The organism is Paenibacillus sp. FSL E2-0151 (assembly GCF_037993015.1).
Classification (GTDB): domain Bacteria; phylum Bacillota; class Bacilli; order Paenibacillales; family Paenibacillaceae; genus Paenibacillus; species Paenibacillus amylolyticus.
This window is the reverse complement of record NZ_CP150308.1, coordinates 715061-740029: the sequence shown is the minus strand read 5'-3', so window position 1 is coordinate 740029 and position 24969 is coordinate 715061. Positions and strand designations below refer to the sequence as shown.

Genomic DNA, 24969 nt, shown 5'->3' with positions numbered 1-24969 from the left:
TGCAGGAAACGATTCTCCATAGAAAGGAGGTGATCCAGCCGCACCTTCCGATACGGCTACCTTGTTACGACTTCACCCCAATCATCTATCCCACCTTCGGCGGCTGGCTCCTTGCGGTTACCCCACCGACTTCGGGTGTTATAAACTCTCGTGGTGTGACGGGCGGTGTGTACAAGACCCGGGAACGTATTCACCGCGGCATGCTGATCCGCGATTACTAGCAATTCCGACTTCATGCAGGCGAGTTGCAGCCTGCAATCCGAACTGAGACCGGCTTTGTTGGGATTGGCTCCATCTCGCGATTTCGCAGCCCGTTGTACCGGCCATTGTAGTACGTGTGTAGCCCAGGTCATAAGGGGCATGATGATTTGACGTCATCCCCACCTTCCTCCGGTTTGTCACCGGCAGTCTATCTAGAGTGCCCACCCGAAGTGCTGGCAACTAAATATAAGGGTTGCGCTCGTTGCGGGACTTAACCCAACATCTCACGACACGAGCTGACGACAACCATGCACCACCTGTCTCCTCTGTCCCGAAGGAAAGATACATCTCTGCATCGATCAGAGGGATGTCAAGACCTGGTAAGGTTCTTCGCGTTGCTTCGAATTAAACCACATACTCCACTGCTTGTGCGGGTCCCCGTCAATTCCTTTGAGTTTCAGTCTTGCGACCGTACTCCCCAGGCGGAGTGCTTAATGTGTTAACTTCGGCACCAAGGGTATCGAAACCCCTAACACCTAGCACTCATCGTTTACGGCGTGGACTACCAGGGTATCTAATCCTGTTTGCTCCCCACGCTTTCGCGCCTCAGCGTCAGTTACAGCCCAGAGAGTCGCCTTCGCCACTGGTGTTCCTCCACATATCTACGCATTTCACCGCTACACGTGGAATTCCACTCTCCTCTTCTGCACTCAAGTCACCCAGTTTCCAGTGCGATCCGGGGTTGAGCCCCGGGATTAAACACCAGACTTAAATGACCGCCTGCGCGCGCTTTACGCCCAATAATTCCGGACAACGCTTGCCCCCTACGTATTACCGCGGCTGCTGGCACGTAGTTAGCCGGGGCTTTCTTCTCAGGTACCGTCACCTTGAGAGCAGTTACTCTCCCAAGCGTTCTTCCCTGGCAACAGAGCTTTACGATCCGAAAACCTTCATCACTCACGCGGCATTGCTCCGTCAGGCTTTCGCCCATTGCGGAAGATTCCCTACTGCTGCCTCCCGTAGGAGTCTGGGCCGTGTCTCAGTCCCAGTGTGGCCGATCACCCTCTCAGGTCGGCTACGCATCGTCGCCTTGGTGAGCCGTTACCTCACCAACTAGCTAATGCGCCGCAGGCCCATCCCCAAGTGACAGATTGCTCCGTCTTTCCAGTTTCCTTCAGGCGAAGAAAACAATTATTCGGTATTAGCTACCGTTTCCGGTAGTTGTCCCAAACTTGAGGGCAGGTTGCCTACGTGTTACTCACCCGTCCGCCGCTAACCATCAGAGAAGCAAGCTTCTCTTCAAGTCCGCTCGACTTGCATGTATTAGGCATGCCGCCAGCGTTCGTCCTGAGCCAGGATCAAACTCTCCAATAAAGTATTGAAAAGAGCGATAAGCTCATTTTGAATCTGACGAGATTAAAAATCTCATTTGTGCTCCAGTCGATCCAAGCCAAGGCTTGTCTCAAACTTTCGCGTTCATTCTGCAAGCAGAATGTTTACTCACTCGTTGTTCAGTTTTCAAAGATCAAACTTGTTTCGTTACCGAACGTTGTTCTCTTCAGCAACTCTTATATAATATCATGTCCGAACCAACTTTGCAAGCTCTTTTTTTAAGTTTCTTTCGAAGCTTATTTTAATCGCTTGCCGCACCGTGTATCTCGTGTTTTTTTGGCCGGAAATAGAATATACCATGTAGAACACACACTTGTAAAGAGTTAATTTCAAAACTTATCAAATCTACGATCTAACCATATTAAGGACCTTCAATCTACCATGAACTCTCAGGTTCAATTTTATTATCCTGCAGCTTAATCTTCTTTATTTAAATCTGTCTTTCTTCTATATATAAGAAGGCAACCCTCTCAACTCTTATATTCGAGACGAAAGGGTTACCTTCTATAGTAATCTATATTTATTTACGTTCTACTTTATATCCTTTATCCTCAAGCAGTTTCACGATGCCGTGATCGCCCAAGTAGTGTGCCGCACCAACAACAATGAAATATTCCTCACCTTTGCCGTTTTTCAAGTAACCATCGATTTTGTCCGCCATACCAATGTTACGATCAACCAGCATTGCTTTGTTATATTCCTCGTTAGTGGAGAAGCTGTTTGTCAGTTCAAGCAGTTGCTCGTCATTACCCGTTTTCCACATCTCAGCCATTTCTTTCACACTGTTATCCAACACGTCGAAGTTTTCGATTGTCGCTTTCAGTGTTTCCTCTTGTGTTTCTTTGGAAAAGTCGTTAAACATGCCAAGTTGAGATTGATAACTCTCCAACTCAATAACTGGAAGTTTGCGCTCGATCGCTTTCTGGATGAAATACAGATCCACTCCTGCTGACGCTTCGTATCCTGCCGTTGTGGACTTCAAACTTGCAAGTGTGCTCTCTACTACCCAAGGCTTAAATGCATCCAAGGCGTTAGACTCCAGACCATTTTTCTTCAATACATCACCCAGCTTAGTATACGTTTCACTGGAGATGTGGTCTTTCAGTGTTGTTCCATCTTGATACGAACCCAGACTTAGAACCAGCTTTTGCTGCTCTTCATCAGCGGCTTTGCTAATATCAATCTCTACCCCGAGATAGTCAGCTTCCGCAAAGGCTTCTTCAAACTCCGGACGCAGTGGATAGAAGCTCTCATCCGCAATATGCATGGACCCTACCAGATAGATCGTGTTGCCATTGCTCTCAACTTCCCACATGAATCCGCGTCCACCGGTTTGAGCAGTTTCGGTTGCTCCACCTTTGGATACCAACAGCACCGTGCGCGTTGCAACATCCCAGCGAACTTCGTAACCTGCTGCATCACCAACGATGCGGATTGGCGCATACGTTACACCGTTGATACGTGTAAGCTTGCTTTTGAGTGTAATCGTTTTGCCATTTACTACAGCCGTGATCGTATCATCTGTTGCAGTTGTTAGCTTCACATCCATAGCATCCAGCGTAGTCCGCAGTGGAACCAATGTTGTACCTTTCTCCAGGATTGGCGCTCCTGTAGCATATTTCACAGCTTGGTCATTAACCTTGACGGAAGTTCCTTGTGGAGCAGCCATAGCTGGCACTGCAGATGCAAGCAAACCTACTGAGATGGTAAGAGATAAGAGCATGCGTTTCCAATTCTTCATATTATGTAATCTCCTTTATTGAATATAGTTGCCAATCCAATTTTTAATAGAATAGACATACTTAGATACTACGGTTAAAGATGGGAATTGGTGCCACTCCAAAACGGAGCGCACTTTCTCCCTTCATTACTCTCATTAGATAAGAAACAATAAAAACGAAACCGTCGTATAGGTTTAATGCTAGATATTCGCAAAATCCAAGCTATGCCAAGATAAATAGATACTGATCAGAGCCAGGAAAAAGAATGCTATAGAAACCTTCGGATTGCCCCACAGCTTCACTCCAAATGCGACGAAGAAAATAGCGATAGCTAATTTAGAGATGCTTTGGTAGTTGCCCTGCTGTGAAAAGGCTGAACTGCTAAATACAATTTGAAAGTAGTAGTGTAGTCAGGATCGATCAATGCTTTAAACCACAGAGGTTCCCTCAAAAACTGTATATAGAACCCTTTTAACTGCTGCATGATCATCGACCCTCTCCTGAACTCGATTTAATATGACCACCGACACAGCACACCACTTATCATAATTAGTGAGAAAAAGTCATCAATAAAGCTTATCTATCAGGACATATTTTCATGATAAGTAGGAAAAAGCGCAAAACTCATTTTGCATCTTCATACATGATAATGTATACGGATTTTTGCGATATTTTATCTTAATTATACATAGCAAAAAGACCACTATCTAGTATTAGATAATAGTCTCATTTTAGAATACTTTATTCATTTAAATTAAAATCATTCCGTCTTCTATTTTTGTACAGAAACATAAATACTTAATCGTATGTGAATTGCCGCTATCTCAAAACCAGTTAGAATCATAATCCAGTGATCTTCCCTCCCCTTCTTTCTCTAGTAATATGTTCAGGAAAACATCAAGCAGCTCCTATCAGCTTGAGTACAACTAAAAATATTGCTGGGATAATCGAATTGATGGAATTAAATATCCAGTGAACGATGATATTCGACCATATATTTCTGATAGCTCCTTCTAAAGTAAGTAGAAGCTGGATCCTTATTCTTGCTGCTTCATTCGGAAAGAATCTCACAAATTTTGTGCTTCGGCATGTAGTTGTCATGATTCATCCTCTGGTATAGAGTCTAACTAATCTTCTTGCACATTTCGGTACAGTTTATCTAATATCGTTTTTAACTGATTTAATTCATCGTGTTCCAAACCTCGTGTAACATAGTCATGCGCGTTTTTAACTGTTAACAACAGCTTTCCTTTAACTTCTTGACCTTTAGAGGACAAATATAAATAATGTGAGCGCTTATCTTGATCATGAACAATACGTCGAACCATGCCCTTGCGTTCTAAAGAATGTATCATTCTCACTACCGTTGTTTGATCCCGATCGATGGCCTCCGCCAGCTCTTTTTGAGTCATAGCTTTATCCATATCAAGACAGGAGATAATGCTCCACTGCTCCGGTGTCACCTTGTAGGGCTTTAATTGTTTCGTAAAATAGTTTGTAAGCTTGACATCTGTACGATGGATCAAGAAGCCGGTAATATTATATAAGTCCATTGCAGTACCCTCATTTATCATTTTCTTAAATCAAATATAGTCGATCTCTCAAAGGTTACACATGAAATCCGTCAAAAATTCGTTAATTTCGTTTAGAAAAAATGATACATGGATACAATCAAGCTAAGTATGAACAAAATGAGTGCTGGAATGGCCTTCTGAATCGGATCTTTAGCTAAGACTATTAAAGTAAACGCTCCAGCAAGCATTGTTCCGGCTAGAAGCAAGCCAGCTAAAATTGCTGCGACAGGCATCCAGATGCCAACGATCATACCAGCTGCCCCCACAATCTCGAACGAACCAGTCAAAACATTAAAGAACGATGGCAGTCCAAAACGTTTAAACTCATTGGCCATTTTACCGGAAATAATTTTGCTTCCTGTAAAAAGGAAAAAAACACCTAATAGAACCTGTAAAACTGTGATAAAAATGAACATATCTACCCCTCTTTCATAAATTTATGCATATGAATTTAATATATGCTATAGCATGTATTTTGTTTGAAATTTTATATATTGTCAACCCTAAAATAAAGCTTTATAGATTATAGCCCTCTTATGTCCTTTTAATTTTTCTTAGATTATCGTTCCAAAGGAAGCTTTCTTTTTCACATATCGTTAATATTTCTAGCATGGATAATTCAATTTCTGTTCTTTGTTGAACTGTGGTAAATTTCTCTGTAATCAGCCAATTAAAAGTCTATGCTTCTTACTTTCAATAAATTTAGTAACAAACAAAGGTAATTTACTTAACTTATTGTCAATTCGACCTACGGAATGTAATTTAGCTTGTTTATACAAAAATCAACCATCCCAAATTAAATATAACTTCTAAGTAATTATTCGTTCTTGACTGTTTGTATCGAACACCATTAAACAACATGTAGCGCGTTCAACATTAAATTGGCCACCAATGGCTACAAGCTAATTTAAAATAGAGATATGCGTATTTATGGATAAATACGCATATCTCTATTTGCGACAACACACATTTTATTAAAAAACACTCAACCTAGATCTTATATGCCTTCATGGCTTTAAACAATTCCTTAAAGGTTGGGCGTTTACCGTACATCAACACACCTGTGCGATAGATTTTGGCTGCAAGCCATCCGAAGATGATAATGGATACGATGAGAATCGCTAAGGACGTTAGAATCTCCCAAGTTGGCGCAACTCCTGCACCGATTCGTACCAGAATCGCGGTCGGCGACGTGAATGGAATGAAGCTTGCGATTTTCAACAACAGAATGTTCGGCGTAGAAATACTGAAGATCGCAATATAGAAGGAAACAAGCGACAACATCGTAATCGGCAGAACAGCCTGACCGAGTTCTTCAGTACGGCTTACCATTGAACCAATGGCAGCAAACAACACGGCATACAGGAAGTAACCCAGAATGTAGAATATGAGTCCGTACACAATAACCGCAATATTCACATCACTTACACTCATATTGAAATCACCTAATACTGCACGGTTATGCGGCAACAAGATATTTCCGGCAACCACCGCTCCGAAGATCCCGATTTGCAGCATCCCCACCATGAAAATCCCGATGATTTTACCAAACATCTGACTGAGCGGTGATACACTCGTAATCAGAATCTCCATAATACGTGAGCTCTTCTCAGCTGTGATCTCAGAGGCAATCATGTTACCTGTCATCATCGTTGAGGTAAACAGCAGGATGATCAGCAAGTACACCACAATATAGTTAATCGGGCTCATTTTACCTTCAGACTCAGTACCTGCTCCGCTCTCATCTGTACTCAAACTTTGCTCGGTGAGCTTCACAGGTGTTGTAATCAGTTCCTTCTGCTCCGCTGTGAGTACATCCTTCACAACCACATCCAGCTTCACACTCTGTAATGCCGCTTCAATAGATGCAATGATCTGAGGTGATACGTCATCTGCTGAATATAGAATGGGCTGCGGGAACTCTTGCCCGGAAACAGCTTCAAACTTCAGATAACCATCGGTAAGCCCTGCTTCCACATCCGCCGCAAGAGCAGCCTCATCTTTGTCACCACTGGCAATGAATCGATAGGCCTGATCTCCTTGAGCCGCAGAGAAGCTCTCCAGTTTCTCGGAAACTTCAGGCTGCCCTGTACTCAAAAGACCAATATTTACAGGATTACTGCTTGAAGCTCCACCAATGGAACCCCCATTAAATAAGGTAATGAAATACGGGACATTGAGTCCGATTGAAATTAAAAGTGCAAGTACAATGGTCGTTACCATGAATGATTTCGTTTTAACTTTGTTTTTGAATGTAAAACCCGTAATCGTTCCCATTTTATTCATTCGACTCACCTACCTCACGAATAAAGATTTGGTTAAGCGTTGGTTCCTTCAGTTCAAAGTGTTCCACTGTCGTCTGAGTCATGGCTGTTCTCAGAATCTCTTGAGCCGCTTCCACCTGACTAATATGTATCAGGTACCCACGCTCATTCCGCTCGACTTTCTTCACACCAGACAACTGTTCAAGTCCTTCCACACTACCAATCGTACCCAGGAATACCTGTTCACGCGGATACCGGCTCTTGATCTCCTTGATCTCTCCTTGTACCACCGTGTTGGAACGATGCAGAATGGTGATCTGACGACACAACTCTTCAACGTGCTCCATACGGTGTGTTGAGAACAGAATGGCCGTGCCTTCATCACGCAATTCCTTGACGGTGGACTTGAGTAATTCCACGTTCACAGGATCCAGTCCACTGAACGCTTCATCCAGAATGAGAATCTGCGGTCTATGCACTACAGCCGCGATAAAGCCCATTTTCTGCTGATTACCTTTGGATAACTCCTCGATCTTCTTATCGTAATACTCAGGTACCTCAAACCGATTCAGCCAGTACTTGAGGCTCTGATCTGCGTCCTTACCATTCATGCCACGAAGTCGTGCCAGATAATTAATCTGTTCGCTGACTTTCACCTTCGGGTACAATCCGCGCTCTTCCGGAAGATAACCCATAATCTGTTGCAGCTCCGTATTATAGGGCTTGCCGTTGTACAGGATATTCCCTCCGTCCGGGTGAATCAGTCCGAGCACCATACGCATTGTGGTTGTTTTACCTGCACCATTGGCTCCGAGCAGTCCGTAAATCTCCCCCTCTTTTACATTGAGCGTGACTCCATTAACGGCTGTTTTGTCTGCATATTGCTTGACGACTTGCTTCAATTCCAATCGGTTCATCATTTATCGTCTCCCTTCGGTTATTTCCACTGTACGGGTGCATACCCGGCAATCCAGAATGCCAGCACTTCATCCAATTCCAAGTTACGGATTCTCAATACCCGGTTATTGGACAGCTCCAGCCTCTCCTGCGCCTCGCTGACCCGGGTTGTAATTACGCGAACCAGACCTCCCTCTTCTATAGAAGATTCCACAACACCAGGAATACTTTCTGGCCTTAAATCTCCTTCATACCAGACTTCTTTCCACTGATCGAGCACCATATCTTTCTCGGCCATCCCCAGTGACTGACCACGGTGCATCAATACGATGTAATCCGCAAGCCTTTTGACTTCGTCTGCAATATGTGTGGCAATCAGAATCGTGGTGTCTCCCCCCGCCATGAAGGTACGGAACTGCTCAACCATCACTTTCCAGGCAAAGGGGTCCAATCCTGATGAAGGCTCATCCAAAAGCAATAGTCTTGGGCGAGCTGCAATTGCAGCTGCAATCTCAAATTTTCGCCGTTCTCCCTTGGACATCTTGTTCAGCTTCACATCAACAGGTACTTCCATATCCTGAATCAGTTGGTCGAACAACTTCATATCCCAACGCGGGTACCAGTACGCCCGGAAATGGGCCGCTTCTTGTGCTGTTATCCGGTTCTCTTCTGAACCAGCGTTATCTGCCACAAAACCAATCTGTTGTCTCAGTTCAATGGGAAGTGGCCCATCATGTTCCTGACCAAACCATATAATCTGCCCAGCATCTGGCAGCACCACTTGCTGTAACATGTTAAGAAGGGTGCTTTTGCCTGAACCATTGTGACCGAGAATAGCCACTATATACCCTTCCGGGACGGTCAGATCAATTGGGCCAATAACTCTGCGTTTTCGCATTTTGGATACGCCGTTCAACTGGATTGCTATGGGTTCCACGTATGAATCACTCCCTTACTTCACGTAAATAGCCTTCAGGACTTCCCGGAATAGGCTCTCCATCTCTTCTTCCGTACAGCCTACCGATTTCCCGGACTGCACCGCTGCCTGCATCGCTTCCTGTGCGGCCTTTAATCTATAATTTTCTCTGTCACCAGCTTCTACCTGGGCCACAAATGTACCTGTCCCCTGCTTCGTACGAAGCAAGCCTTCATTCTCCAGATCCTGATAGACCCGTCTAACCGTAATAACACTGCAATTCAGTGCTCCGGCGAACTCACGAATGGACGGCAAATGTGTTCCCTCCCCCAACTGACCCGTAATAATTAACGATCTTAACTGATTTTCAATTTGGTGGTATAAAGGTTCAGCGCTATTTTCATTAATTTGAATGGGTATTTTCACATCTTGCACCTCGCCCTCCGGTACACTCCAGTCTGTTACCTGACCGTGCCGGTTTCATCCTGTATTCGTACATAAGCTCAATTCTCATTTTAATTCAAATCCCGATGAACCAGCTTCTTCAGCGTAAAACGACTAGACAGCCATAATCCCGCTACGCCAGCCACCAGAGAAATCCACATGATCGGGGAAAGCAGCCCCCATGATTTACTTCCATCCATTACAATCCGTAATCCGTAACTGCCTGATATTCGAATCAGTATGGATATGCCAATGGCGAATGGTATAAAAAGCATACTGAGAAGCAAGTATTTCTTGCCACTGTTCAGAAACTCTCCGTAAATATAGAACCCTGTTACCAAAAGGCCATAACCTGTACAGGTAAGGCTAAAGGCCAGATACTGATCCCATCGGAATCCTTCGACATGAAGGTTAACCACGTATAATGATCCGTAGAAAAAGATTCCATTGTACGTAAACGCCATCAGAGACTGCTGTAGCCTGGACCACATCACCACTTGTTCAGGGATGGGAATTCTACGATAGTAGGCCAGCATCTGCGTATAAGAATCTTCCTGTATGTAACGGAAGGAGCGCCTGCAGAACATAAACCCTTGAAATGGCAACATGATTAAAAAGAAGGAATCCACTACTGGATTAATAATATCTGTCTGTTGTTGTCCTAAAAACATCACACCGCTCATACCGCCAGTGTATATCATGAATAATGCAGACCATAGCCATTGGAGCCTATCCTTACTCATCTGGCTGCGGGTCAACCACCACGCCTGCTTCCATTCGTTCATATGCATGCCTGCCTTTCACCTGTCATTCACTCATGTTGCTTACTGTGATTACTGTATATATCAATATACACAGTATACAGACCTATTTCTCATCCCGTCAACCCCTAATTTTCCTGAATCAGGAAGACGGGATGGGACACAGTACGAATTTACGTTAAAATAAATTATAGTAACGAATCATAGAAAGGAAGGTTACAGCTATGGATTGGCTGGTAGAGATCGGATTTGTCCTCCTTTTCCTTATCGTCGTAATCTGGTTGGTCCTTCGGGATGAGCCTCATCGTCATTCTGCCAAAAAAGGCAGATACCGCATCCGCCGTAACAACGGTTATACCGACTCTGCTTCGGGATATCCGGTCATTATGGGAGATGACTCCTACGATCGACATGCCAAACACACACCGGATCACAAACATCATGAGTCGGATTCTTCATCAGACACACATTCTCATCACAACAGCGATAGTGGTAGCAGCAATGACAGCAGTGGGGATAGTGGCGGCGGAGACAGTGGGGGTGGCGGGGATTAAACATCATTTTCCAATCACAAAAGAAGGGCTGTACCCGTTATTGTGTAAACACAATTCGGGTACAGCCCTTTGCCGCTCTCTAGCACCTGTTAGAAGAAGAGGCCTTACGATTAAACGAGGTTATAGCCACTAGGCAGACTACGATCCCTGCGGATTGCGCGAATCTGAGCCAGCGTTAACCGTTGATTGGTGGAGATCAGGGATTCCACGTCATTGCCACGGATCAGATCATCCAAATCTCTCAAGTTGGTGTTGCCTCGGAAGACTCGGAATCCACCTTGGAAGTTAGGACGTGTAAACACAACCAGTGTTGCATTGGAACTTGTTGAGAAAAAGCGCAGGCTCTCCACCCCATCCAAAATATTGTCCAGGTTACGAAGACCCGTGTTGCCACGATAGATGCGGCTTCTCCCTCTGTAGTTCTCTTCTGAATACACGGTAAGACGTGGATACGTTTGACTGACGTTGACTGTTTTTTTCATTTTGTTTCCCCCTCTCGAACTCATTCTATGAATGAATGAGAGAGGAAGCGTGGACGAATGATCTGCTAGATTCGTCCATTTTCATATTTTCAGAAGAGAGTAGTGACGCCGCCCAAGTAACAGGAGGTTATATCTCAACTTTTATACGCCGAGGATAACTTCCCATACCGGACGTGTATGACCTCCAGGATATAAGAGATATAGAAGAACATACACAACAACACCTGTTAGCGCTGACCCGAACCAGATCATGGACGTGAACTTACCCCAGCGGCGATGTTTTCCGAACTTCTTTTTGAACCCCAGCACCAGTGTGGAGATGCCAAATATCGCTGCCACGGTAGCCAGGATAATATGAAAGATCAGAAATATCCGATAAAAGATCTCCAGATCCGGGTCCCCGCCCCAAGCCGTATTTCCCACGAACACTGTACGAGACATATAGATCACAAAGAAGATTAGAGCTGCAATCGCACCTGCTACCATGGCGGACTGATGAGCCTCACGTTTCCCCCGAATAATCAGTACCCATCCAATCCCCACCAGTACTGCACTAATCACAATGAAAGAAGTACTGATCGTTGGTAGCCAAAAATACATATCCATCGTGTGTTCCCCCTCTTGTCAGAACATTACTTCATTATTTGGCAGCCGGATTGAGCGGCCCTCCTGCGCCCCCTGCAGGATACGAATCATCATCATCTTCCTGCTTCTCTTTCCGATACCATTGGAAAAAGACATAAGCCAGCATCGAGGCAAAGATTCCTTCCTGAATAAACTTCATGACAATGCCACCGACCTGCTGATCTTCTTTCGCAGAAGACAGGAAGTTGAAGAACGCAGGCCCACCGAATGAGCGAAGTAATGCCGTAGAATCTCCAGACACACAATACCGCATTGCTTCAGCCCATACGGCCGGGTTGCTGTACGTCTGATACAACGGCTCGGCCGCAAAAATAATCAATCCACACGCAGGCGTGAGCAGTACCATATTCAGAAAAATAAAACCAATCTTGGATAACCCCGATGCTTGTCTGCCTTCTGGTAACGGATTCAGCAATGTCCACCACATGAGCATCGAGGTGATGAACAGCGCAATATAATACAACCGGTGAACGGTAAAATTCAGCATGACGTAATCATGTACAATCGGTAGGTGATACAGCGAGAACAGCCCGTTAAAGAGTAGTGCCGCAACGATCGGATGAGCCAGGAACGATAGCTGTCGTGTAGGCAACCAGCGCACGATTCTGCGCCATACCCAGATCGGCAAACCTTTCATCATCAGCGGCGGAGCTACCAGATAGGAGAACGCCATACTTACCATGTGGAAGCTAAACATCACGTGACCAAGCAGATTAAATGGTCCAGCTTGAGCCAGATACAGGACAAACAGTCCTGTAATAAACATGATTTTCTGTGCAGCAGTCGCAGGTTCTGCATCCTTTATTTGCTCGCTTAACGGTCCCACAAGTACCAGATAAGCCGCAGCAATGATTAGAAATAAAGCCAATATAAGCGGACTCCATAAATCGTTGAAGCTAAAATATTGCAACCCGAGCATACGGGAAACCTCCCCGTGACCTGATTTAGTTGTTACCATCATTACTTTGTGAAGATTCATTCGCCAAAAAGGGGAAAAGACGGCGGCAATGCGCCGCCGCCATCTCTTTTACCACCAGACCCAATAGAGTGCCATAATGATGCACGTAAAGGCTACGAAAAAGCCAAAGGCCATGAACAGAATCGGCATCAAGTGCCCTTTGTCCTTCAAGTGCATCCAATAACCCAATTGAACGAATACTTGAAGAATAGCCATGACGAGCAAAATAATAATGATAAAGGTTGTGTTGACCCCTCCGGCAGAAGCAGCCGCAAACGCAATCAGCGTAAGAATAATGGAGAAGATAAACACCACGACGTGTTTCTGTGGCCCTTCCGTCCGGTGACGGTGTTTCACAGGCTGTTGATCTGTCTTATCCTGTGCCGACATGTGCTACCCCACCTTTCCGAGCAGGTACACGACCGTAAAGATGAACACCCATACCACGTCAATAAAGTGCCAGTACATTGCGGAGACGTATACTTTAGGTGCGGTTACGACCGTCAATCCTTTTTTGAACAGCTGACCGATAATGATTCCGATCCACACAATACCAAAAGCAACGTGGGCTCCGTGGAACCCGACCAGTGTATAGAATGCTGAACTGAATGCACTCGTGGTCATGCCAAACTCTTTATGTTTCACATACTCGTAGAACTCGTAAATTTCCAGTGCGAGAAATCCCATACCCAGTACTACCGTGATGCCAAGCCACAACGCTAGTGCATCTCGCTTGCCCTTATGCATAGCCTGAATCGCAAATACACTCGTCAAACTACTGACCAGGAGAATGAACGTTGCAGCGGCCACAAGTGGCAGGTGGAACAGTTCATTCGCCGTAGGTCCATCATTGGTTTGGCCACGAAGAGCCAGGAAGGTAGCAAAGAGTGTACCGAACAGTACCGTTTCGCCGCCAAGGAACAACCAGAAGGCGATAAGCTTGTTACGGCCTTCCAGCGTTGCTTTCTCCGGTTCATGCGGCAATTTGTCGTTCACCGGTTCGGCATGTGAGGTTGTCATGTTCTAGCCCCCTTCTCATCCTGATCCTCCGGTTCAATATGCCAGCCATGATCATCATAAAGTGAACGAAGTGCCATTGCACCAAATGTGATTACGAGACCAATAATAACTACAATATAATTGTTGAAAATGACATTCATAAATGCATTACCAAATTCATCATTACTGAACATCAAGCCAAGTCCGGCGATAAAGATACCTACTGACATTACAAACGGCAACGGCGTTGCTGAAGGCATATGAATCGAACCTACAGGTTCTGCCGGTGTCATCTCCGTATGTCCTGCCATTTTTTCCTTCCAATATGCATCAATTCCGCGTACCAGCGGCGTCTGCTTGAAATTATATTCCGGCGGCGGAGATGGAATAGACCATTCCAGTGTACGGCCGTCTTCCCACGGATCGTTTGGCGCGCCAGCCGGTTTTTTCATTGTGATCACGATGTTCACGAGGAACATGATAACCCCAACACCCATTAGAAACGCACCGACGGAGCTGACCAGATTGAGCAGGTCAAAGTCCTGATTCGGCAAGTATGTAACGATCCGGCGCTGCATCCCCATCAGACCGAGGAAATGCTGTACAAAGAACGTTAATTGGAAACCGATCATAAATGTCCAGAACGTCCATTTGCCCAGTGTTTCGCTGAGAATACGTCCGAACATCTTCGGCCACCAGTAATGCAGTCCCGAGAACAATCCAAGTACGAGTCCCCCTACAATAACGTAGTGGAAGTGGGCTACAACAAAGTACGTATCATGGAACTGGAAGTCTGCCGGAGCAGATGCCAGCATAACGCCTGTAACACCACCCATAACGAAGGTTGGGACGAATCCAACAGCAAACAGGTTTGCCGCGGTAAAGCGGATCTGTCCACCCCACATCGTAAAGAGCCAGTTAAAGATTTTGATCCCGGTAGGTACGGCAATCAACATCGTGGAGATGGAGAAAAGCGCGTTGGCTACATTACCCAGACCTGTTGTAAACATGTGATGCGCCCATACCATGAAGCCCAGAAAGGCAATCAGGATGGTGGCAAATACCATGGAGCTGTATCCGAACAACCGTTTACGCGAGAAGGTCGGAATAACCTCCGAGATAATACCAAATGCCGGCAGAATCAGAATGTATACTTCCGGGTGCCCGAAGATCCAGAAGATGTGCTGCCAGAGTACCGGGTTACCGCCACCTGCTACATCGAAGAAATTCGCTCCCAGTATACGGTCAAACGTCAAAAGTACAAGCCCTACCGTGATGGCAGGAAAAGCAAAAAGGATAATGGCAGATGTAATAAATGTCGTCCATGTAAACATCGGCATCCGCATGTAGGACATGCCTGGAGCACGCATTGTAATAATCGTTGCGAGAAAGTTAATGCCCCCGATGAGCGTTCCCAGACCCGCGATCTGAAGGCCAATGGTGTAGAAATCCACACCATGCGTTCCACTGTACTCACTGCCCGAAAGCGGAGTATATGAGGTCCAGCCCGCATCCGGTGCTCCGCCCATAACCCAGCTCAGGTTCAGCAACAATCCACCAAACAGGAATGTCCAGAAACCCAGCGCGTTAAGAAACGGGAAAGCAACGTCCCGTGCCCCGATCTGCAAAGGCACGACAGCATTCATAATGGCAAAAATAAGTGGCATGACACCAAGGAAAATCATCGTTGTTCCATGCATTGTAATCAATTCGTTGAAGACCTGTGCCGATACAAAATCATTCATAGGCTTCATCAGTTGAATCCGAATCAAAATGGCTTCAATGCCGCCGATTCCAAAGAAAAATCCACCCGCAACCAAATAGAGAATGGCAATTTTTTTGTGATCGACGGTGGTGATCCAATCCATCAAGCCCCTGTACCTCTTGACGCTATGCGCATGAGCCAAGGTTGTGTACCCCCTTCTTCGTCCTTGCTGTTCTATTCATAGTCCAATTTGTAGTTGGCCAGATATTCGGCAATTCCGTCGATTTCTTCATCCGTCAACCCAAGATCTTTGGGATTCGGCATGGTATTGCCCGGCTTCACGGATTGTGGATCATGGAGCCATTCTTTCATGTTATCCAGTACCGGACTACCTTCTTCCTGTCCCTCGCGAGAATTCAGCAAAATGCCTGCGACAGATTCCTTGCCGCCGATTCCCGTCAGGTTAGGTGCAACCGGTCCACCTTGATCACCAACAGCGTGGCAAGAAAGGCAGTTTGTTTTGAACTTTTCAGCCAATTGAGTGTCTTCAGGAAGGACTGCGGGTGCTTTCATCTGGTTCACCCATCTGTCAAAGGATTCCTGACTCACTGCTTTTACCTTAAACTCCATGAAAGCATGCGATCTGCCACATAATTCGGCACATTTACCACGGTAAACGCCTTCATTCGGTGCAGAGAAACTGAACTTGTTAAGTGTTCCATCCGGGTTTGTGTCCATTTTGCCCGCAAGTGACGGCACCCAGAAGGAGTGAAGCACGTCAGCGGTTTTTAATTCGAATGCAATTTTTGTTCCGGTCGGGATGATGAGATCTTGAGCGGTGGTTACGTCATATTGAGGATAAGTGAATTCCCACCAGTACTGATGCGAGGTGACTTGGACCTTAAGTGCATTTTTGTCATTGGACAGATCTTCGCCTTGGGCAAAAATCGTTTGGACCGTCGGTACTGCCAGAACAATAACCAGCAATAACGGAATGGCTGTCCAGATTACTTCCAGCTTGAAATTACCTTCAACCTGTTCGGGCATCTCAGTCTGCCCGGCTCGTCTACGAAACCGGATCAGAACATAGGCCGCTATGGCAAATACAATGATGAGCACCACGATCATAATCGCGATGGATAACTTCATCAGATCATATTGGCCTTGCGCTACAGGACCCTGAGGTTTCATTACCGACAAGTCTTCCCGCCCGCATGCGGATAGCAGCAAAGAGAACACCGCCAGCAAGGGGAGAATTCGCTTTGCAACCTGCCACTGTTTCATCATTGATCTACCCCACTTTTTTACGTTTTCGTAGATTACCGTTGTCGTTCGGTAGAAAGGCAACAAAAGGTACGTTTCAGCACGATACGCATAATCCTCTTCATCATACAGAACGCTTAGAAAAATAACGCTTCCAGTACTCCCGTGATTTCCTGCTCAGGGCATGTCTGCGCATTCTTCCAATTCATTCTATATGCTTCAATCACTTATTAAATATAAGTTGAGGGTATGATTTTGTCAATCTTTGGACACATGTTCACAAATTGTTCACTTTATGTAAAAAACCGCTCTACAACTTGATTTGCAAACGATTTCAGTTAAAAGTATTACACTCTACATTTGAAAATTTTTGCCAAATTTCGGTGATAAAACTCGATTTAATGGTGATTTTTCTCACAATGAAAACATGTGCTATTATGCAAAAGAAAGATCAGGATTTATGGAAAACCTCTTCCATATCCATTCAGAAGACATGCCTATCGCTCCATACCGCTATCTTAAAGCTCAAAACAGCATGGAGCATTTCGGAGAAAGTTCAACTCAAGTCCTCTTCTTCTCTGAGTTCATCTCACGTGCCATCGGTCAGAATCAAGGGGCCATTCCCAGTAATCGCAACCGTATGCTCATACTGGACCCCCCAGCTGCCATCTACCGTCCTTACCGTCCATCCATCTTCATCCCACACAACGGCCCCGGAACTGCCTTTTGTAAAGATTGGTTCAATCGTAATAACCATGCCCTCGGTGAGCATCGTGCCCGTTCTGCGTTTGCCATAAGGCAACACATTTGGGGGTTCATGAATATATTGACCAATCCCATGACCAATGAGAGGCTTCACAATCCCGTACCGATACAGTCTGGCTGTTCGTTCAATGGCACTTCCAATATCTCCGAGTGTATTCCCTGGAACTGCCTGGGCAATCGCCCGCTCAAGTGCCTTCTCCGTGCGCCTCATCAGCTTGCGAATGGATCTGCTTGTTTCACCAATTCCATATGTCCAGGCCGAGTCAGCAAGCCAGCCGTCTTTGTTCACCACCATATCGATGGTCACTACATCCCCGCTCGCCAACTCCTCTTCCCCAGGAAATCCGTGGCAGACCACTTCATTAACAGAGGCACACGTCGCGTAAGGATATCCTTTATACCCTTTTTGCTCCGGTGTGGCTCCTCGTGCTGCCAGAAACTCTTCCACCCGCTCATTAATCGCTACTGTCGTGATACCAGGGACCATCCACTGCTCAATATGCTGGTGACAGCTCCACAAAATTCTTCCTGCTTCCCGCATGTAGCCAATCTCTTCTTTGGTTTTCAAAATAGGGTCCACATGCATTCATCCTTCCCGCTGTAGGTGTACTCCCATATATATGCAGCAGGAACGCAAAAAAAACCGCCTTCCGGAGCTTAACGCCCGAGAGACGGTTCTATTCATTATCGGAACAGTATAATCAGAGTTGTGTGTTGTTTCAGGACACGGAAGAATCCATCTTGACAAGCTCATGCTCAACCACAGAAGTCAATTCTTCCTCATATCCACCCGTAATCCGGTATTTTCTCACGTACTCCTTCACGAATTTTTTTGGATCCTTAGGACGGAAAATCCGAGTCATTTCCCTCAAACTTTCTTTGACCTCATTGTGACCTTTCGTTGCCATTGTAATTCCCTCCCAAAACGTTGAAAGTGAATGCTCCGTTTAGAGAATGCCGAATAAGTCTTAAATGCCATCCATGAAGTTGTGTGCGCGGCTTAAAGCAAGCTTTAGGTCGGGAACCTCGCTAGAAAGCAAGTACCTGACACTATAAATACCCGATATGATTCGGAATGAATCATAATCTTATTGTAGCATATTCGGAAGTATCTTACGACTTGACGATTTCCTCTAATAAATATAACGGTTTTCATGCCCAAAAAGTTTAATTCCGAATCATATGTTAAGATTGCCACCATTCTATACGGAATTAATATATCCAGCATAACACTGAACTATTCGGGGGATATTATCACGGACAACCCATACAGTTAAATTACTGGTATCCAAAGGAGGCGTCGTCTCATGGACCGCAAAGAACAAGATATGCTCCCCCTTTCGCATGAAAAGGTGGAAGTAGACGGAGTTTACATCAACGAAGCCGGACGTGAGGAACATCTGCACCGGGGGCAACATTTCCCGGCTGATCCCGTTCTTGGCAAGTCGGAATGGAAACTGACCGAATATGCATATGATAATCATCACGAAGGAAGAACCGATGAGCGGTTGGTTCCCAAAGAAAACGACACCGATAAAATGGGCAAGATTACAAACCCTCGCAGACAGATCGAGGGCGGATAACGATTTCGTTTAAAGCAACGTTTAATCGTAAACGATAACAGGGGCAGAGTAAGCTGTACAATGGCTTACTCTGCCCCTGTTTGCTTTTTCCTATGTGTTGCATCCCCACCCGTTCACAGGCAAATAAATTCATCGGTTCAGTTCTGTCCACCTCTCTCATAACCTAGTTAAAAAGGTCAAAGGAGGCTGGACCGGATGTCCCCCATGAAATCGTCTAGCGGTCTGGATGAAAATATTGCCGGTATGCTTTGTTATCTGTTTACCTTTGTAGGTGGGATTGTCTTTCTCGCTGTGGAGAAGCGGAGCCGGTTCGTGTTATTTCATGCGCTGCAATCTGTAACGGTCTTTGGCATCATTATGGTCGGGCATGTATTATCGGCTTTCCTTCCGTTGTTCGGACCACTGGTGGCATCGCTGTTATCCCTGCTTGGTGTAGTGGTCTGGCTTATTATGGTCGTTACCAGCCTGCAGGGGAAATGGCTAAAACTGCCGTGGGTTGGCGATTTTGCAGAAAAACAGCTGCGTCATCTGTAACTTCAAACAAAAAGTATACGTGTTCCAAAAAGAAAAGACGATCCGTTTCCGTTCAACCGGATGTGGATCGTCTTTGATTATAACGAGGGAAACGAGTCAACCTCTAGCCCTTGTGTCATGAACACGTGGCCCAGAATGCTTTTTACGGATCGGAATGAAACTTAGATAGGTACCACATCTCCATACCCATTCCAGCGGCCCATACTGGAACCAGCGCATCCACAGATTACTGGCGATGACTTGTACAATAACCATACCAATGCACACAAGGGTAGACACCATATACGATACAGCAGCATCTGCAAATATGAGTTGGTACACCACTAACAAAATGATGGTCTGTGCAATATAATTGGTCAGGGCCATTCGTCCGAATGCATGCAGGGGACTTAACATTTTGGCAAAGGTCATGTTCTGGTTCAATCTCAGTAATGTACTTAGATAAAAGATGGATACCACCGGACCAATCGCCACACCGATATGTTCTAATCGAAAAGCAGCACCCATATTGACTTGCTCAGCGGCAGGCAGGCTCGCACCAATCACTTCGTATAGAAATGGACTCATCGCATCCGGAGGAGCAACCCACCACATGATACCGATCCCCACCGTAGAAGCGATGAATGAAATGAACCAGATTCTGCCCAGATACGGGAGTCCTTTCTGGATCTTCTCCATCAGTTGATATTGGCCTGCTGACAATCCCAGTATAATTAAAAAAGGAATCGTTAGCATTTTGACACCTATCGCGGCGGCCGCACTGAATCCCACCACACCGAGCACCAAATTCACAGTTCGAGGTGCCCAATATAACGGAATGACAACCAACCCTATGATGGCATAAAGAAATAAAGCTTCTCCAGACTGATACTGTTGATGAATATATCCCAGCGCTAATAAAATAAGCATCCTGCGGATATAGAGAAACAGCTTGGTTTGACCTTTGGCAGCTGACCGGCTTAGAAAAAGATAAAATCCAAGGCCAAATAAAAAACAGAAGATATCGTAAAAACGTGCCTCCACCAAAAAATATAATGCTCGTTGGATCCAAAAATCTACACGAGTATCCGGCTTCAACATAACCCACAATGCCAATACATTTACGAATGGTAGGCCTATCAAGGAAAACCCTCGAAACAAATCCAGAAACTTCATTCGATCTTGTTTTAATACAGGTTGATAATTCATCGTTCCTCCCAGTGAAATTATTGTTATGTAATCAAAAAGCGATTGGATCGCTTATCTCTTTGGTGTATATCCCCATGCATGATAACAGTCTATCCTTCATACAACATGGCTTGCCATCGAATTAGGTGAATAACTTCTTACATCCGGCATAAGGTCTTGTTCCTGTATTGTTCCTGTACAGCAGCACATTGGACGCTATGCTGATGATAAACAAAGCAAAAAAACACCGAAAACACGACTCTGCTGAGCCTGTATCTTCGGTGTTTCCCTTGTAAAAGTGTCTCTTTTTTTCTTTCATGCGCTTGAACATTCATAGCATAAACGATGTATGTCATAAACCATTCATGCTGTATAGCTTTATGATTAACCTGATTCATTATCCATCTTGTGAATCGTCTATTTATAACAGTTAACATAACAATCCTGCTGGATGATAAGCCTGGCCTGATTCGGTTAATTAAGCTGACTTGCCCGTCTCTCCAAGGATGGCATCTGCCTGTTGTTCAGCCATTTTGGCGGCTGTTTCCTTGGTACCCAGACCATTAAACAGCAGGTTCATGAAGATCGCCGTGAAGCTGCCTGCAATGATACCATTACCGAGCATAATCTGAGCCCAGGCCGGTGCTCCTGCGAACAACTCAGGTACAACGGTAACCCCAAGCCCCATACCTACAGAACAAGCGATGACAAACAGATTCTCATGTCGGTTCATATCAACCTGACTGCCGATAATCCGAATGCCTGATGATACCACCATGCCAAACAAGGCCACCATGGCTCCGCCAAGTACTGCCCCTGGAACGAGCTGTGCGAGGGCTGCAATTTTTGGTACAAATCCAATGACCACCAGGATTCCACCAGCTACTACAATGACATCACGTGTCTTCACACGTGTCATCTGTACCAGTCCTACATTTTGCGAATACGTTGTATACGGGAATGAGTTGAAAATACCACCTAACACAATGGCTAGACCCTCTGCGCGATAACCGCGCGCCAGATCCTTGGACGACAGGTCCTTGTCCAGAATTTTGCCCAGAGCCATAAATACACCTGTGGACTCGGCCACGCTGACAATCGCCACCAGAATCATCGTCAGGATCGGTACAATCTCAAATGTCGGTCTGCCGAAGTAAAACGGCTGAACAACGTGGAACCAACTTGCATCGCGGATAGGAGCAAAATTAACCTCGCCCATAAACCCTGCCGCAATCGTACCTACAAGCAGACCAATCAATACTGAGATGGAACGGATAAAACCGGTTGTAAAACGAGTCATTAGAATGATAAAGAGCAGCACGCCAAAACCGAGCATGAGATTAACTCCGCTGCCAAAATCTTCTGATCCCTGACCGCCGCCCAGATCGTGGAAAGCAACGGGAATCAAGGTTAAACCGATGATCGTAACCACCGAACCCGTAACCACTGGTGGAAAGAGCCGAATAAGCTTCCCAAAGATTCCGGAGAAGATCAATACGAACAGCCCTGAGGCAATAATCGCTCCGTAAATGGCAGATACTCCACTGTTCATCCCGATTAGGATCATCGGAGACACAGCCTGAAATGCACAGCCGAGCATGACAGGCAGCCCTACGCCGAAATATTTATTTCCCCATACCTGAAGCAGTGTAGCCACACCACATGCGAGCAAGTCAATGGCAATGAGATAGGTTAGTTGTTCCTGTGTAAAACCCAATGCATTACTAACGATTAATGGGACGACAACAGCTCCTGCATACATCGCAAGCACATGCTGTAGTCCGAGGGAGAACGTTTTGATTGGATGCCGATGCCGTTGAAAGATACGTTCGCGTGCCATATTAGTTCGTGCCCTCCTCGTCCGCAAATGTAACCTGTCCATCCGACAGTGCCCCGATGCGAACCAATGATTCCACACGGTATCCTGCTTCTTTCAGCAAGCGACCTCCCGGCTGGAATGCTTTTTCAATAACAATACCGATACCCACCACTTCGGCTCCAACCTGCTCCACAATGCGAGCCAGACCAAATGCTGCTTCGCCATTCGCCAGAAAATCATCAATGATCAGTACGCGATCACCAGGCTTCATGAACTTCTTGGCAACGGTAATTTCATTGGTCTCTTGCTTCGTGAAGGAGTAGACCTTCTCCACCAGAATGTCTTCCGTCAGTGTGAGCGACTTCTGCTTCCGTGCAAAGATCAGCGGCACGTTCAGCTCCAACGCAGTCATGATGCCCGGTGCGATCCCTGACGACTCAATTGTCAGCACACGTGTGATATTCTCACCTTCAAAGCGGCGAATGAATTCTTTACCTACTTCCTTCATCAAAACCGGGTCCATCTGGTGGTTCAGGAATGAATCCACTTTGAGTACTTGCTCGGACAGGACGATACCTTCCTGTCTTACCTTGTCTTTTAACAATTGCATTGTAATTCTTCCCCCTGAATGCCCTCCGCACAGAATCCCACATGCTCTTCCAATCGCATGGTAAAAAAGCAAAAAGCCCGCCTTTTCACACGCTGCGGAATAACCGAAGACGGGAAAGACGGACTTGTACGTATATGGACAAGCCGTATGGATGCTGCAAGTGTGCTGGATGGACAGAATGACAGGAGTTCATTCCTGTTGTGAGAAACTCTAAACAGTGTAATCAGAAACAGATAAAAGCCACTTGAACCTGCTCTTCAGTCAAACTGTCTGAGAATGATCTCATGCCAACCCTACAAAACATTGCAACATCTTTCCCGTAGTCCGATCATTCCGGTGATCAGGTAGAGACATGCAGGCCTATTCCTGCACATATACGAGTAACGGCATATTTAATTTTTTGGCTCCATGATTCGTTACAATGTATGATCGCGAACCTGAATGTAAAAGGTTAAACATAACTGACAATGTTAGAAGTATACCGAATCGACGCCGTGAAATAAAGAAGTATTTTCATGGAAGTTGCGGAAACTTGTCTTAATTTGCAAACAGGGGGTGATTGGAATCTATTTTTTATGTACAATATGAGAACGGAAGCGCGGATCTGAACGGAGAATGGATGGAAACGCGGCCTAGATTTTGAATCGAATGATCAAAGGAGATATGTAAACATGAAAGGCGTACTTAACGAATTCAAGGAATTTGCCGTCCGCGGCAACGTCATCGATCTGGCGGTCGGTGTCATTATTGGGGCTGCTTTTGGTAAAATCGTCACATCCCTTGTGAATGATATCATCATGCCCCCGGTTGGAAAACTGATGGGTGGAATCGACTTCAGTCAGAAAATCATCAACCTGGACCGGGATATCAAAACAGCAAACGGACAGGACATCACCACCCTCGCTCAAGCCAACGAAGCTGGGGCTACCGTGATTGCTTATGGACAGTTCATCAACGTCATGATTGATTTTCTTATCGTTGCGTTCTGTATCTTCATGCTTGTGAAGGGCATCAACTATCTGAAAAGCAAAGAACACAAAAAGCCCGAGCCGCAAAAAACGACCAAGGCTTGCAAGTATTGCCTATCGGAAATTCCAGCCGCAGCTACCCGCTGCTCGCACTGTACTTCAGAGCTCGAAGCTGAAGGCACCGGCGCTCTAGCATAATTACAATGAACGTTTAAAGACGCACCGAGTTGAATTACGGATAAATCCTGATGTGGGGGACAACCTCTTACTTGCTAGGGTTTATGTATGAAAAGCTAGCCATATGGGCTTCATTAACTATGGGTTGCGTAGCTTAAAGGTTTGAAGGTTCCACCGTAAAGGTGGGGCCTTTTTTGTGCCTATCATACATGTATTACATATGCTCCCCCATGAATTTCATTTGCGGCCATGCTCATGAATTAGAAACGGCGTGGCAGCAAATGCTCCAGGATCGACTTCAGATCTTTATCTTCTTTGTAAACTTCTTCCCCAGTATCAAGTTCTGTCACACGAATATATTCAAAGTTTGCCGAAGCATCCACTGGCTTGAACAACAACTGGGCCTCATCTTCCAAACGTACATTAAATCCCATATCCTTAAACATGCTGCTTAACTGACTGTTAGCCGGTTCCTGACCTTGCCCTACAAATATAAGTCCTCTAAGACTTTTACGTTCCTGAGGTTGCGGATAAATCACCTGAAAGTGTACAATGCATTCCATACGATGG

26 protein-coding genes, 1 rRNA gene and 1 riboswitch are annotated in these 24969 nt (G+C 45.6%); of the genes, 5 read left to right on the top strand and 22 right to left on the bottom strand.

The genetic code is table 11. The features are described 5' to 3' along the window. Nucleotides 1-22: 22 nt before the first annotated feature. The 9 genes from MHI55_RS03550 to MHI55_RS03510 form a co-directional block, all read right to left on the bottom strand. Nucleotides 23-1575 (bottom strand): 16S ribosomal RNA (locus MHI55_RS03550). A gap of 538 nt (nt 1576-2113) precedes the next feature. After that, nucleotides 2114-3334 (bottom strand): TraB/GumN family protein, encoded by a 1221-nt coding sequence (locus MHI55_RS03545; RefSeq protein WP_282319513.1) that lies wholly within the window; start codon nt 3332-3334, stop codon nt 2114-2116. A 1107-nt stretch (nt 3335-4441) separates the two neighbouring features. Beyond that, a complete protein-coding gene (locus MHI55_RS03540) occupies nt 4442-4867 on the bottom strand; it encodes a MarR family transcriptional regulator (protein ID WP_127551101.1) in 426 nt (141 codons plus the stop codon). Nucleotides 4868-4959: 92 nt separating this feature from the next. Continuing rightward, nucleotides 4960-5304: a DoxX family protein gene (locus MHI55_RS03535; RefSeq protein WP_036613160.1), complete on the bottom strand. Its 345-nt coding sequence runs from the start codon at nt 5302-5304 to the stop codon at nt 4960-4962. A 574-nt stretch (nt 5305-5878) separates the two neighbouring features. Continuing rightward, the gene (locus MHI55_RS03530) at nt 5879-7174 is read right to left on the bottom strand and encodes an ABC transporter permease (protein ID WP_282319515.1); all 1296 of its coding nucleotides are present in this window, start codon (nt 7172-7174) and stop codon (nt 5879-5881) included. Further along, nucleotides 7167-8069 carry an ATP-binding cassette domain-containing protein gene (locus MHI55_RS03525; protein ID WP_036668607.1) on the bottom strand — a complete coding sequence of 301 codons (903 nt, stop codon included), beginning with the start codon at nt 8067-8069 and terminating at the stop codon, nt 7167-7169. The genes MHI55_RS03530 and MHI55_RS03525 overlap by 8 nt, the downstream gene beginning before the upstream one ends. Nucleotides 8070-8089: 20 nt before the next feature. Beyond that, the gene (locus tag MHI55_RS03520; RefSeq protein ID WP_340388840.1) at nt 8090-8986 is read right to left on the bottom strand and encodes an ABC transporter ATP-binding protein; all 897 of its coding nucleotides are present in this window, start codon (nt 8984-8986) and stop codon (nt 8090-8092) included. A gap of 15 nt (nt 8987-9001) precedes the next feature. Next, entirely contained in the window at nt 9002-9391 is a 390-nt protein-coding gene (locus MHI55_RS03515; RefSeq protein ID WP_036613231.1) for a GntR family transcriptional regulator, read from the bottom strand. A gap of 89 nt (nt 9392-9480) precedes the next feature. Next, nucleotides 9481-10194, bottom strand: a complete 714-nt coding sequence (locus MHI55_RS03510; protein ID WP_036613234.1) for a hypothetical protein — start codon at nt 10192-10194, stop codon at nt 9481-9483. 200 nt (nt 10195-10394) lie between these two features. Here MHI55_RS03510 and MHI55_RS03505 point away from each other — a divergent pair, with 200 nt between their 5' ends. Then, nucleotides 10395-10724: a hypothetical protein gene (locus tag MHI55_RS03505; protein WP_340388838.1), complete on the top strand. Its 330-nt coding sequence runs from the start codon at nt 10395-10397 to the stop codon at nt 10722-10724. A 110-nt stretch (nt 10725-10834) separates the two neighbouring features. Here the strand turns inward: MHI55_RS03505 and MHI55_RS03500 are convergent, their stop codons facing one another. From MHI55_RS03500 to MHI55_RS03460, 9 genes are all read right to left on the bottom strand, one after another. After that, nucleotides 10835-11206, bottom strand: a complete 372-nt coding sequence (locus MHI55_RS03500) for a hypothetical protein (RefSeq protein WP_036613171.1) — start codon at nt 11204-11206, stop codon at nt 10835-10837. Between the two features lie 141 nt (nt 11207-11347). Beyond that, the gene (locus tag MHI55_RS03495) at nt 11348-11812 is read right to left on the bottom strand and encodes a DUF420 domain-containing protein (protein WP_074093349.1); all 465 of its coding nucleotides are present in this window, start codon (nt 11810-11812) and stop codon (nt 11348-11350) included. A gap of 34 nt (nt 11813-11846) precedes the next feature. Continuing rightward, nucleotides 11847-12770, bottom strand: coding sequence for a cytochrome c oxidase assembly factor CtaG (gene ctaG, locus MHI55_RS03490; RefSeq protein ID WP_340390568.1), 924 nt, complete (start codon nt 12768-12770; stop codon nt 11847-11849). 108 nt (nt 12771-12878) lie between these two features. Further along, nucleotides 12879-13199 carry a cytochrome C oxidase subunit IV family protein gene (locus tag MHI55_RS03485; protein ID WP_036613178.1) on the bottom strand — a complete coding sequence of 107 codons (321 nt, stop codon included), beginning with the start codon at nt 13197-13199 and terminating at the stop codon, nt 12879-12881. Between the two features lie 3 nt (nt 13200-13202). Beyond that, entirely contained in the window at nt 13203-13829 is a 627-nt protein-coding gene (locus tag MHI55_RS03480; RefSeq protein WP_047840264.1) for a cytochrome c oxidase subunit 3, read from the bottom strand. Then, nucleotides 13826-15715, bottom strand: coding sequence for a cytochrome c oxidase subunit I (ctaD, locus tag MHI55_RS03475; protein WP_036613181.1), 1890 nt, complete (start codon nt 15713-15715; stop codon nt 13826-13828). Before ctaD ends, MHI55_RS03480 begins: the two co-directional genes overlap by 4 nt. Nucleotides 15716-15747: 32 nt before the next feature. Continuing rightward, on the bottom strand, nt 15748-16800 hold the full coding sequence (gene coxB / locus MHI55_RS03470) for a cytochrome c oxidase subunit II (RefSeq protein ID WP_047840266.1): 1053 nt from the start codon (nt 16798-16800) through the stop codon (nt 15748-15750). Between the two features lie 565 nt (nt 16801-17365). Next, nucleotides 17366-18127, bottom strand: coding sequence for a type I methionyl aminopeptidase (map, locus tag MHI55_RS03465; protein ID WP_101315039.1), 762 nt, complete (start codon nt 18125-18127; stop codon nt 17366-17368). A gap of 133 nt (nt 18128-18260) precedes the next feature. After that, nucleotides 18261-18449: a hypothetical protein gene (locus tag MHI55_RS03460; RefSeq protein WP_017690840.1), complete on the bottom strand. Its 189-nt coding sequence runs from the start codon at nt 18447-18449 to the stop codon at nt 18261-18263. A 399-nt stretch (nt 18450-18848) separates the two neighbouring features. On the opposite strand from MHI55_RS03460, the gene MHI55_RS03455 reads away from it, so the two are divergent. Both MHI55_RS03455 and MHI55_RS03450 read left to right on the top strand, forming a co-directional pair. Further along, the gene (locus MHI55_RS03455) at nt 18849-19124 is read left to right on the top strand and encodes a hypothetical protein (protein WP_036613189.1); all 276 of its coding nucleotides are present in this window, start codon (nt 18849-18851) and stop codon (nt 19122-19124) included. A gap of 195 nt (nt 19125-19319) precedes the next feature. Continuing rightward, entirely contained in the window at nt 19320-19658 is a 339-nt protein-coding gene (locus MHI55_RS03450; protein ID WP_047840268.1) for a membrane protein, read from the top strand. 96 nt (nt 19659-19754) lie between these two features. Here the strand turns inward: MHI55_RS03450 and MHI55_RS03445 are convergent, their stop codons facing one another. The 3 genes from MHI55_RS03445 to MHI55_RS03435 form a co-directional block, all read right to left on the bottom strand. Next, nucleotides 19755-20846 (bottom strand): DUF418 domain-containing protein, encoded by a 1092-nt coding sequence (locus tag MHI55_RS03445; RefSeq protein WP_340388835.1) that lies wholly within the window; start codon nt 20844-20846, stop codon nt 19755-19757. A 457-nt stretch (nt 20847-21303) separates the two neighbouring features. Next, a complete protein-coding gene (locus MHI55_RS03440) occupies nt 21304-22665 on the bottom strand; it encodes a nucleobase:cation symporter-2 family protein (protein ID WP_340388833.1) in 1362 nt (453 codons plus the stop codon). A 1-nt stretch (nt 22666) separates the two neighbouring features. Further along, nucleotides 22667-23254, bottom strand: coding sequence for a xanthine phosphoribosyltransferase (locus MHI55_RS03435; RefSeq protein WP_036613196.1), 588 nt, complete (start codon nt 23252-23254; stop codon nt 22667-22669). A gap of 57 nt (nt 23255-23311) precedes the next feature. On the opposite strand from MHI55_RS03435, the gene MHI55_RS03430 reads away from it, so the two are divergent. Then, nucleotides 23312-23458 carry a hypothetical protein gene (locus MHI55_RS03430; RefSeq protein ID WP_340388831.1) on the top strand — a complete coding sequence of 49 codons (147 nt, stop codon included), beginning with the start codon at nt 23312-23314 and terminating at the stop codon, nt 23456-23458. 96 nt (nt 23459-23554) lie between these two features. After that, nucleotides 23555-23654: riboswitch (purine riboswitch) on the bottom strand. Between the two features lie 271 nt (nt 23655-23925). Beyond that, entirely contained in the window at nt 23926-24420 is a 495-nt protein-coding gene (gene mscL / locus MHI55_RS03425; protein ID WP_036613199.1) for a large conductance mechanosensitive channel protein MscL, read from the top strand. Nucleotides 24421-24659: 239 nt separating this feature from the next. Here the strand turns inward: mscL and MHI55_RS03420 are convergent, their stop codons facing one another. Continuing rightward, a complete protein-coding gene (locus MHI55_RS03420; protein WP_017690846.1) occupies nt 24660-24962 on the bottom strand; it encodes a hypothetical protein in 303 nt (100 codons plus the stop codon). Nucleotides 24963-24969 lie beyond the last annotated feature (7 nt).

Bases quoted from the DNA above. Each gene is read 5' to 3' on its own strand.
- MHI55_RS03545 (WP_282319513.1), bottom strand. From the start codon at position 3,334: ATGAAGAATTGGAAACGCATGCTCTTATCTCTTACCATCTCAGTAGGT.
- MHI55_RS03540 (WP_127551101.1), bottom strand. From the start codon at position 4,867: ATGGACTTATATAATATTACCGGCTTCTTGATCCATCGTACAGATGTC.
- MHI55_RS03535 (WP_036613160.1), bottom strand. From the start codon at position 5,304: ATGTTCATTTTTATCACAGTTTTACAGGTTCTATTAGGTGTTTTTTTC.
- MHI55_RS03530 (WP_282319515.1), bottom strand. From the start codon at position 7,174: ATGAATAAAATGGGAACGATTACGGGTTTTACATTCAAAAACAAAGTT.
- MHI55_RS03525 (WP_036668607.1), bottom strand. From the start codon at position 8,069: ATGAACCGATTGGAATTGAAGCAAGTCGTCAAGCAATATGCAGACAAA.
- MHI55_RS03510 (WP_036613234.1), bottom strand. From the start codon at position 10,194: ATGAACGAATGGAAGCAGGCGTGGTGGTTGACCCGCAGCCAGATGAGT.
- MHI55_RS03505 (WP_340388838.1), top strand. From the start codon at position 10,395: ATGGATTGGCTGGTAGAGATCGGATTTGTCCTCCTTTTCCTTATCGTC.
- MHI55_RS03500 (WP_036613171.1), bottom strand. From the start codon at position 11,206: ATGAAAAAAACAGTCAACGTCAGTCAAACGTATCCACGTCTTACCGTG.
- MHI55_RS03495 (WP_074093349.1), bottom strand. From the start codon at position 11,812: ATGGATATGTATTTTTGGCTACCAACGATCAGTACTTCTTTCATTGTG.
- ctaG (WP_340390568.1), bottom strand. From the start codon at position 12,770: ATGCTCGGGTTGCAATATTTTAGCTTCAACGATTTATGGAGTCCGCTT.
- MHI55_RS03485 (WP_036613178.1), bottom strand. From the start codon at position 13,199: ATGTCGGCACAGGATAAGACAGATCAACAGCCTGTGAAACACCGTCAC.
- MHI55_RS03480 (WP_047840264.1), bottom strand. From the start codon at position 13,829: ATGACAACCTCACATGCCGAACCGGTGAACGACAAATTGCCGCATGAA.
- coxB (WP_047840266.1), bottom strand. From the start codon at position 16,800: ATGATGAAACAGTGGCAGGTTGCAAAGCGAATTCTCCCCTTGCTGGCG.
- map (WP_101315039.1), bottom strand. From the start codon at position 18,127: ATGCATGTGGACCCTATTTTGAAAACCAAAGAAGAGATTGGCTACATG.
- MHI55_RS03460 (WP_017690840.1), bottom strand. From the start codon at position 18,449: ATGGCAACGAAAGGTCACAATGAGGTCAAAGAAAGTTTGAGGGAAATG.
- MHI55_RS03455 (WP_036613189.1), top strand. From the start codon at position 18,849: ATGGACCGCAAAGAACAAGATATGCTCCCCCTTTCGCATGAAAAGGTG.
- MHI55_RS03450 (WP_047840268.1), top strand. From the start codon at position 19,320: ATGTCCCCCATGAAATCGTCTAGCGGTCTGGATGAAAATATTGCCGGT.
- MHI55_RS03445 (WP_340388835.1), bottom strand. From the start codon at position 20,846: ATGAATTATCAACCTGTATTAAAACAAGATCGAATGAAGTTTCTGGAT.
- MHI55_RS03440 (WP_340388833.1), bottom strand. From the start codon at position 22,665: ATGGCACGCGAACGTATCTTTCAACGGCATCGGCATCCAATCAAAACG.
- MHI55_RS03435 (WP_036613196.1), bottom strand. From the start codon at position 23,254: ATGCAATTGTTAAAAGACAAGGTAAGACAGGAAGGTATCGTCCTGTCC.
- MHI55_RS03430 (WP_340388831.1), top strand. From the start codon at position 23,312: ATGGTAAAAAAGCAAAAAGCCCGCCTTTTCACACGCTGCGGAATAACC.
- mscL (WP_036613199.1), top strand. From the start codon at position 23,926: ATGAAAGGCGTACTTAACGAATTCAAGGAATTTGCCGTCCGCGGCAAC.
- MHI55_RS03420 (WP_017690846.1), bottom strand. From the start codon at position 24,962: ATGGAATGCATTGTACACTTTCAGGTGATTTATCCGCAACCTCAGGAA.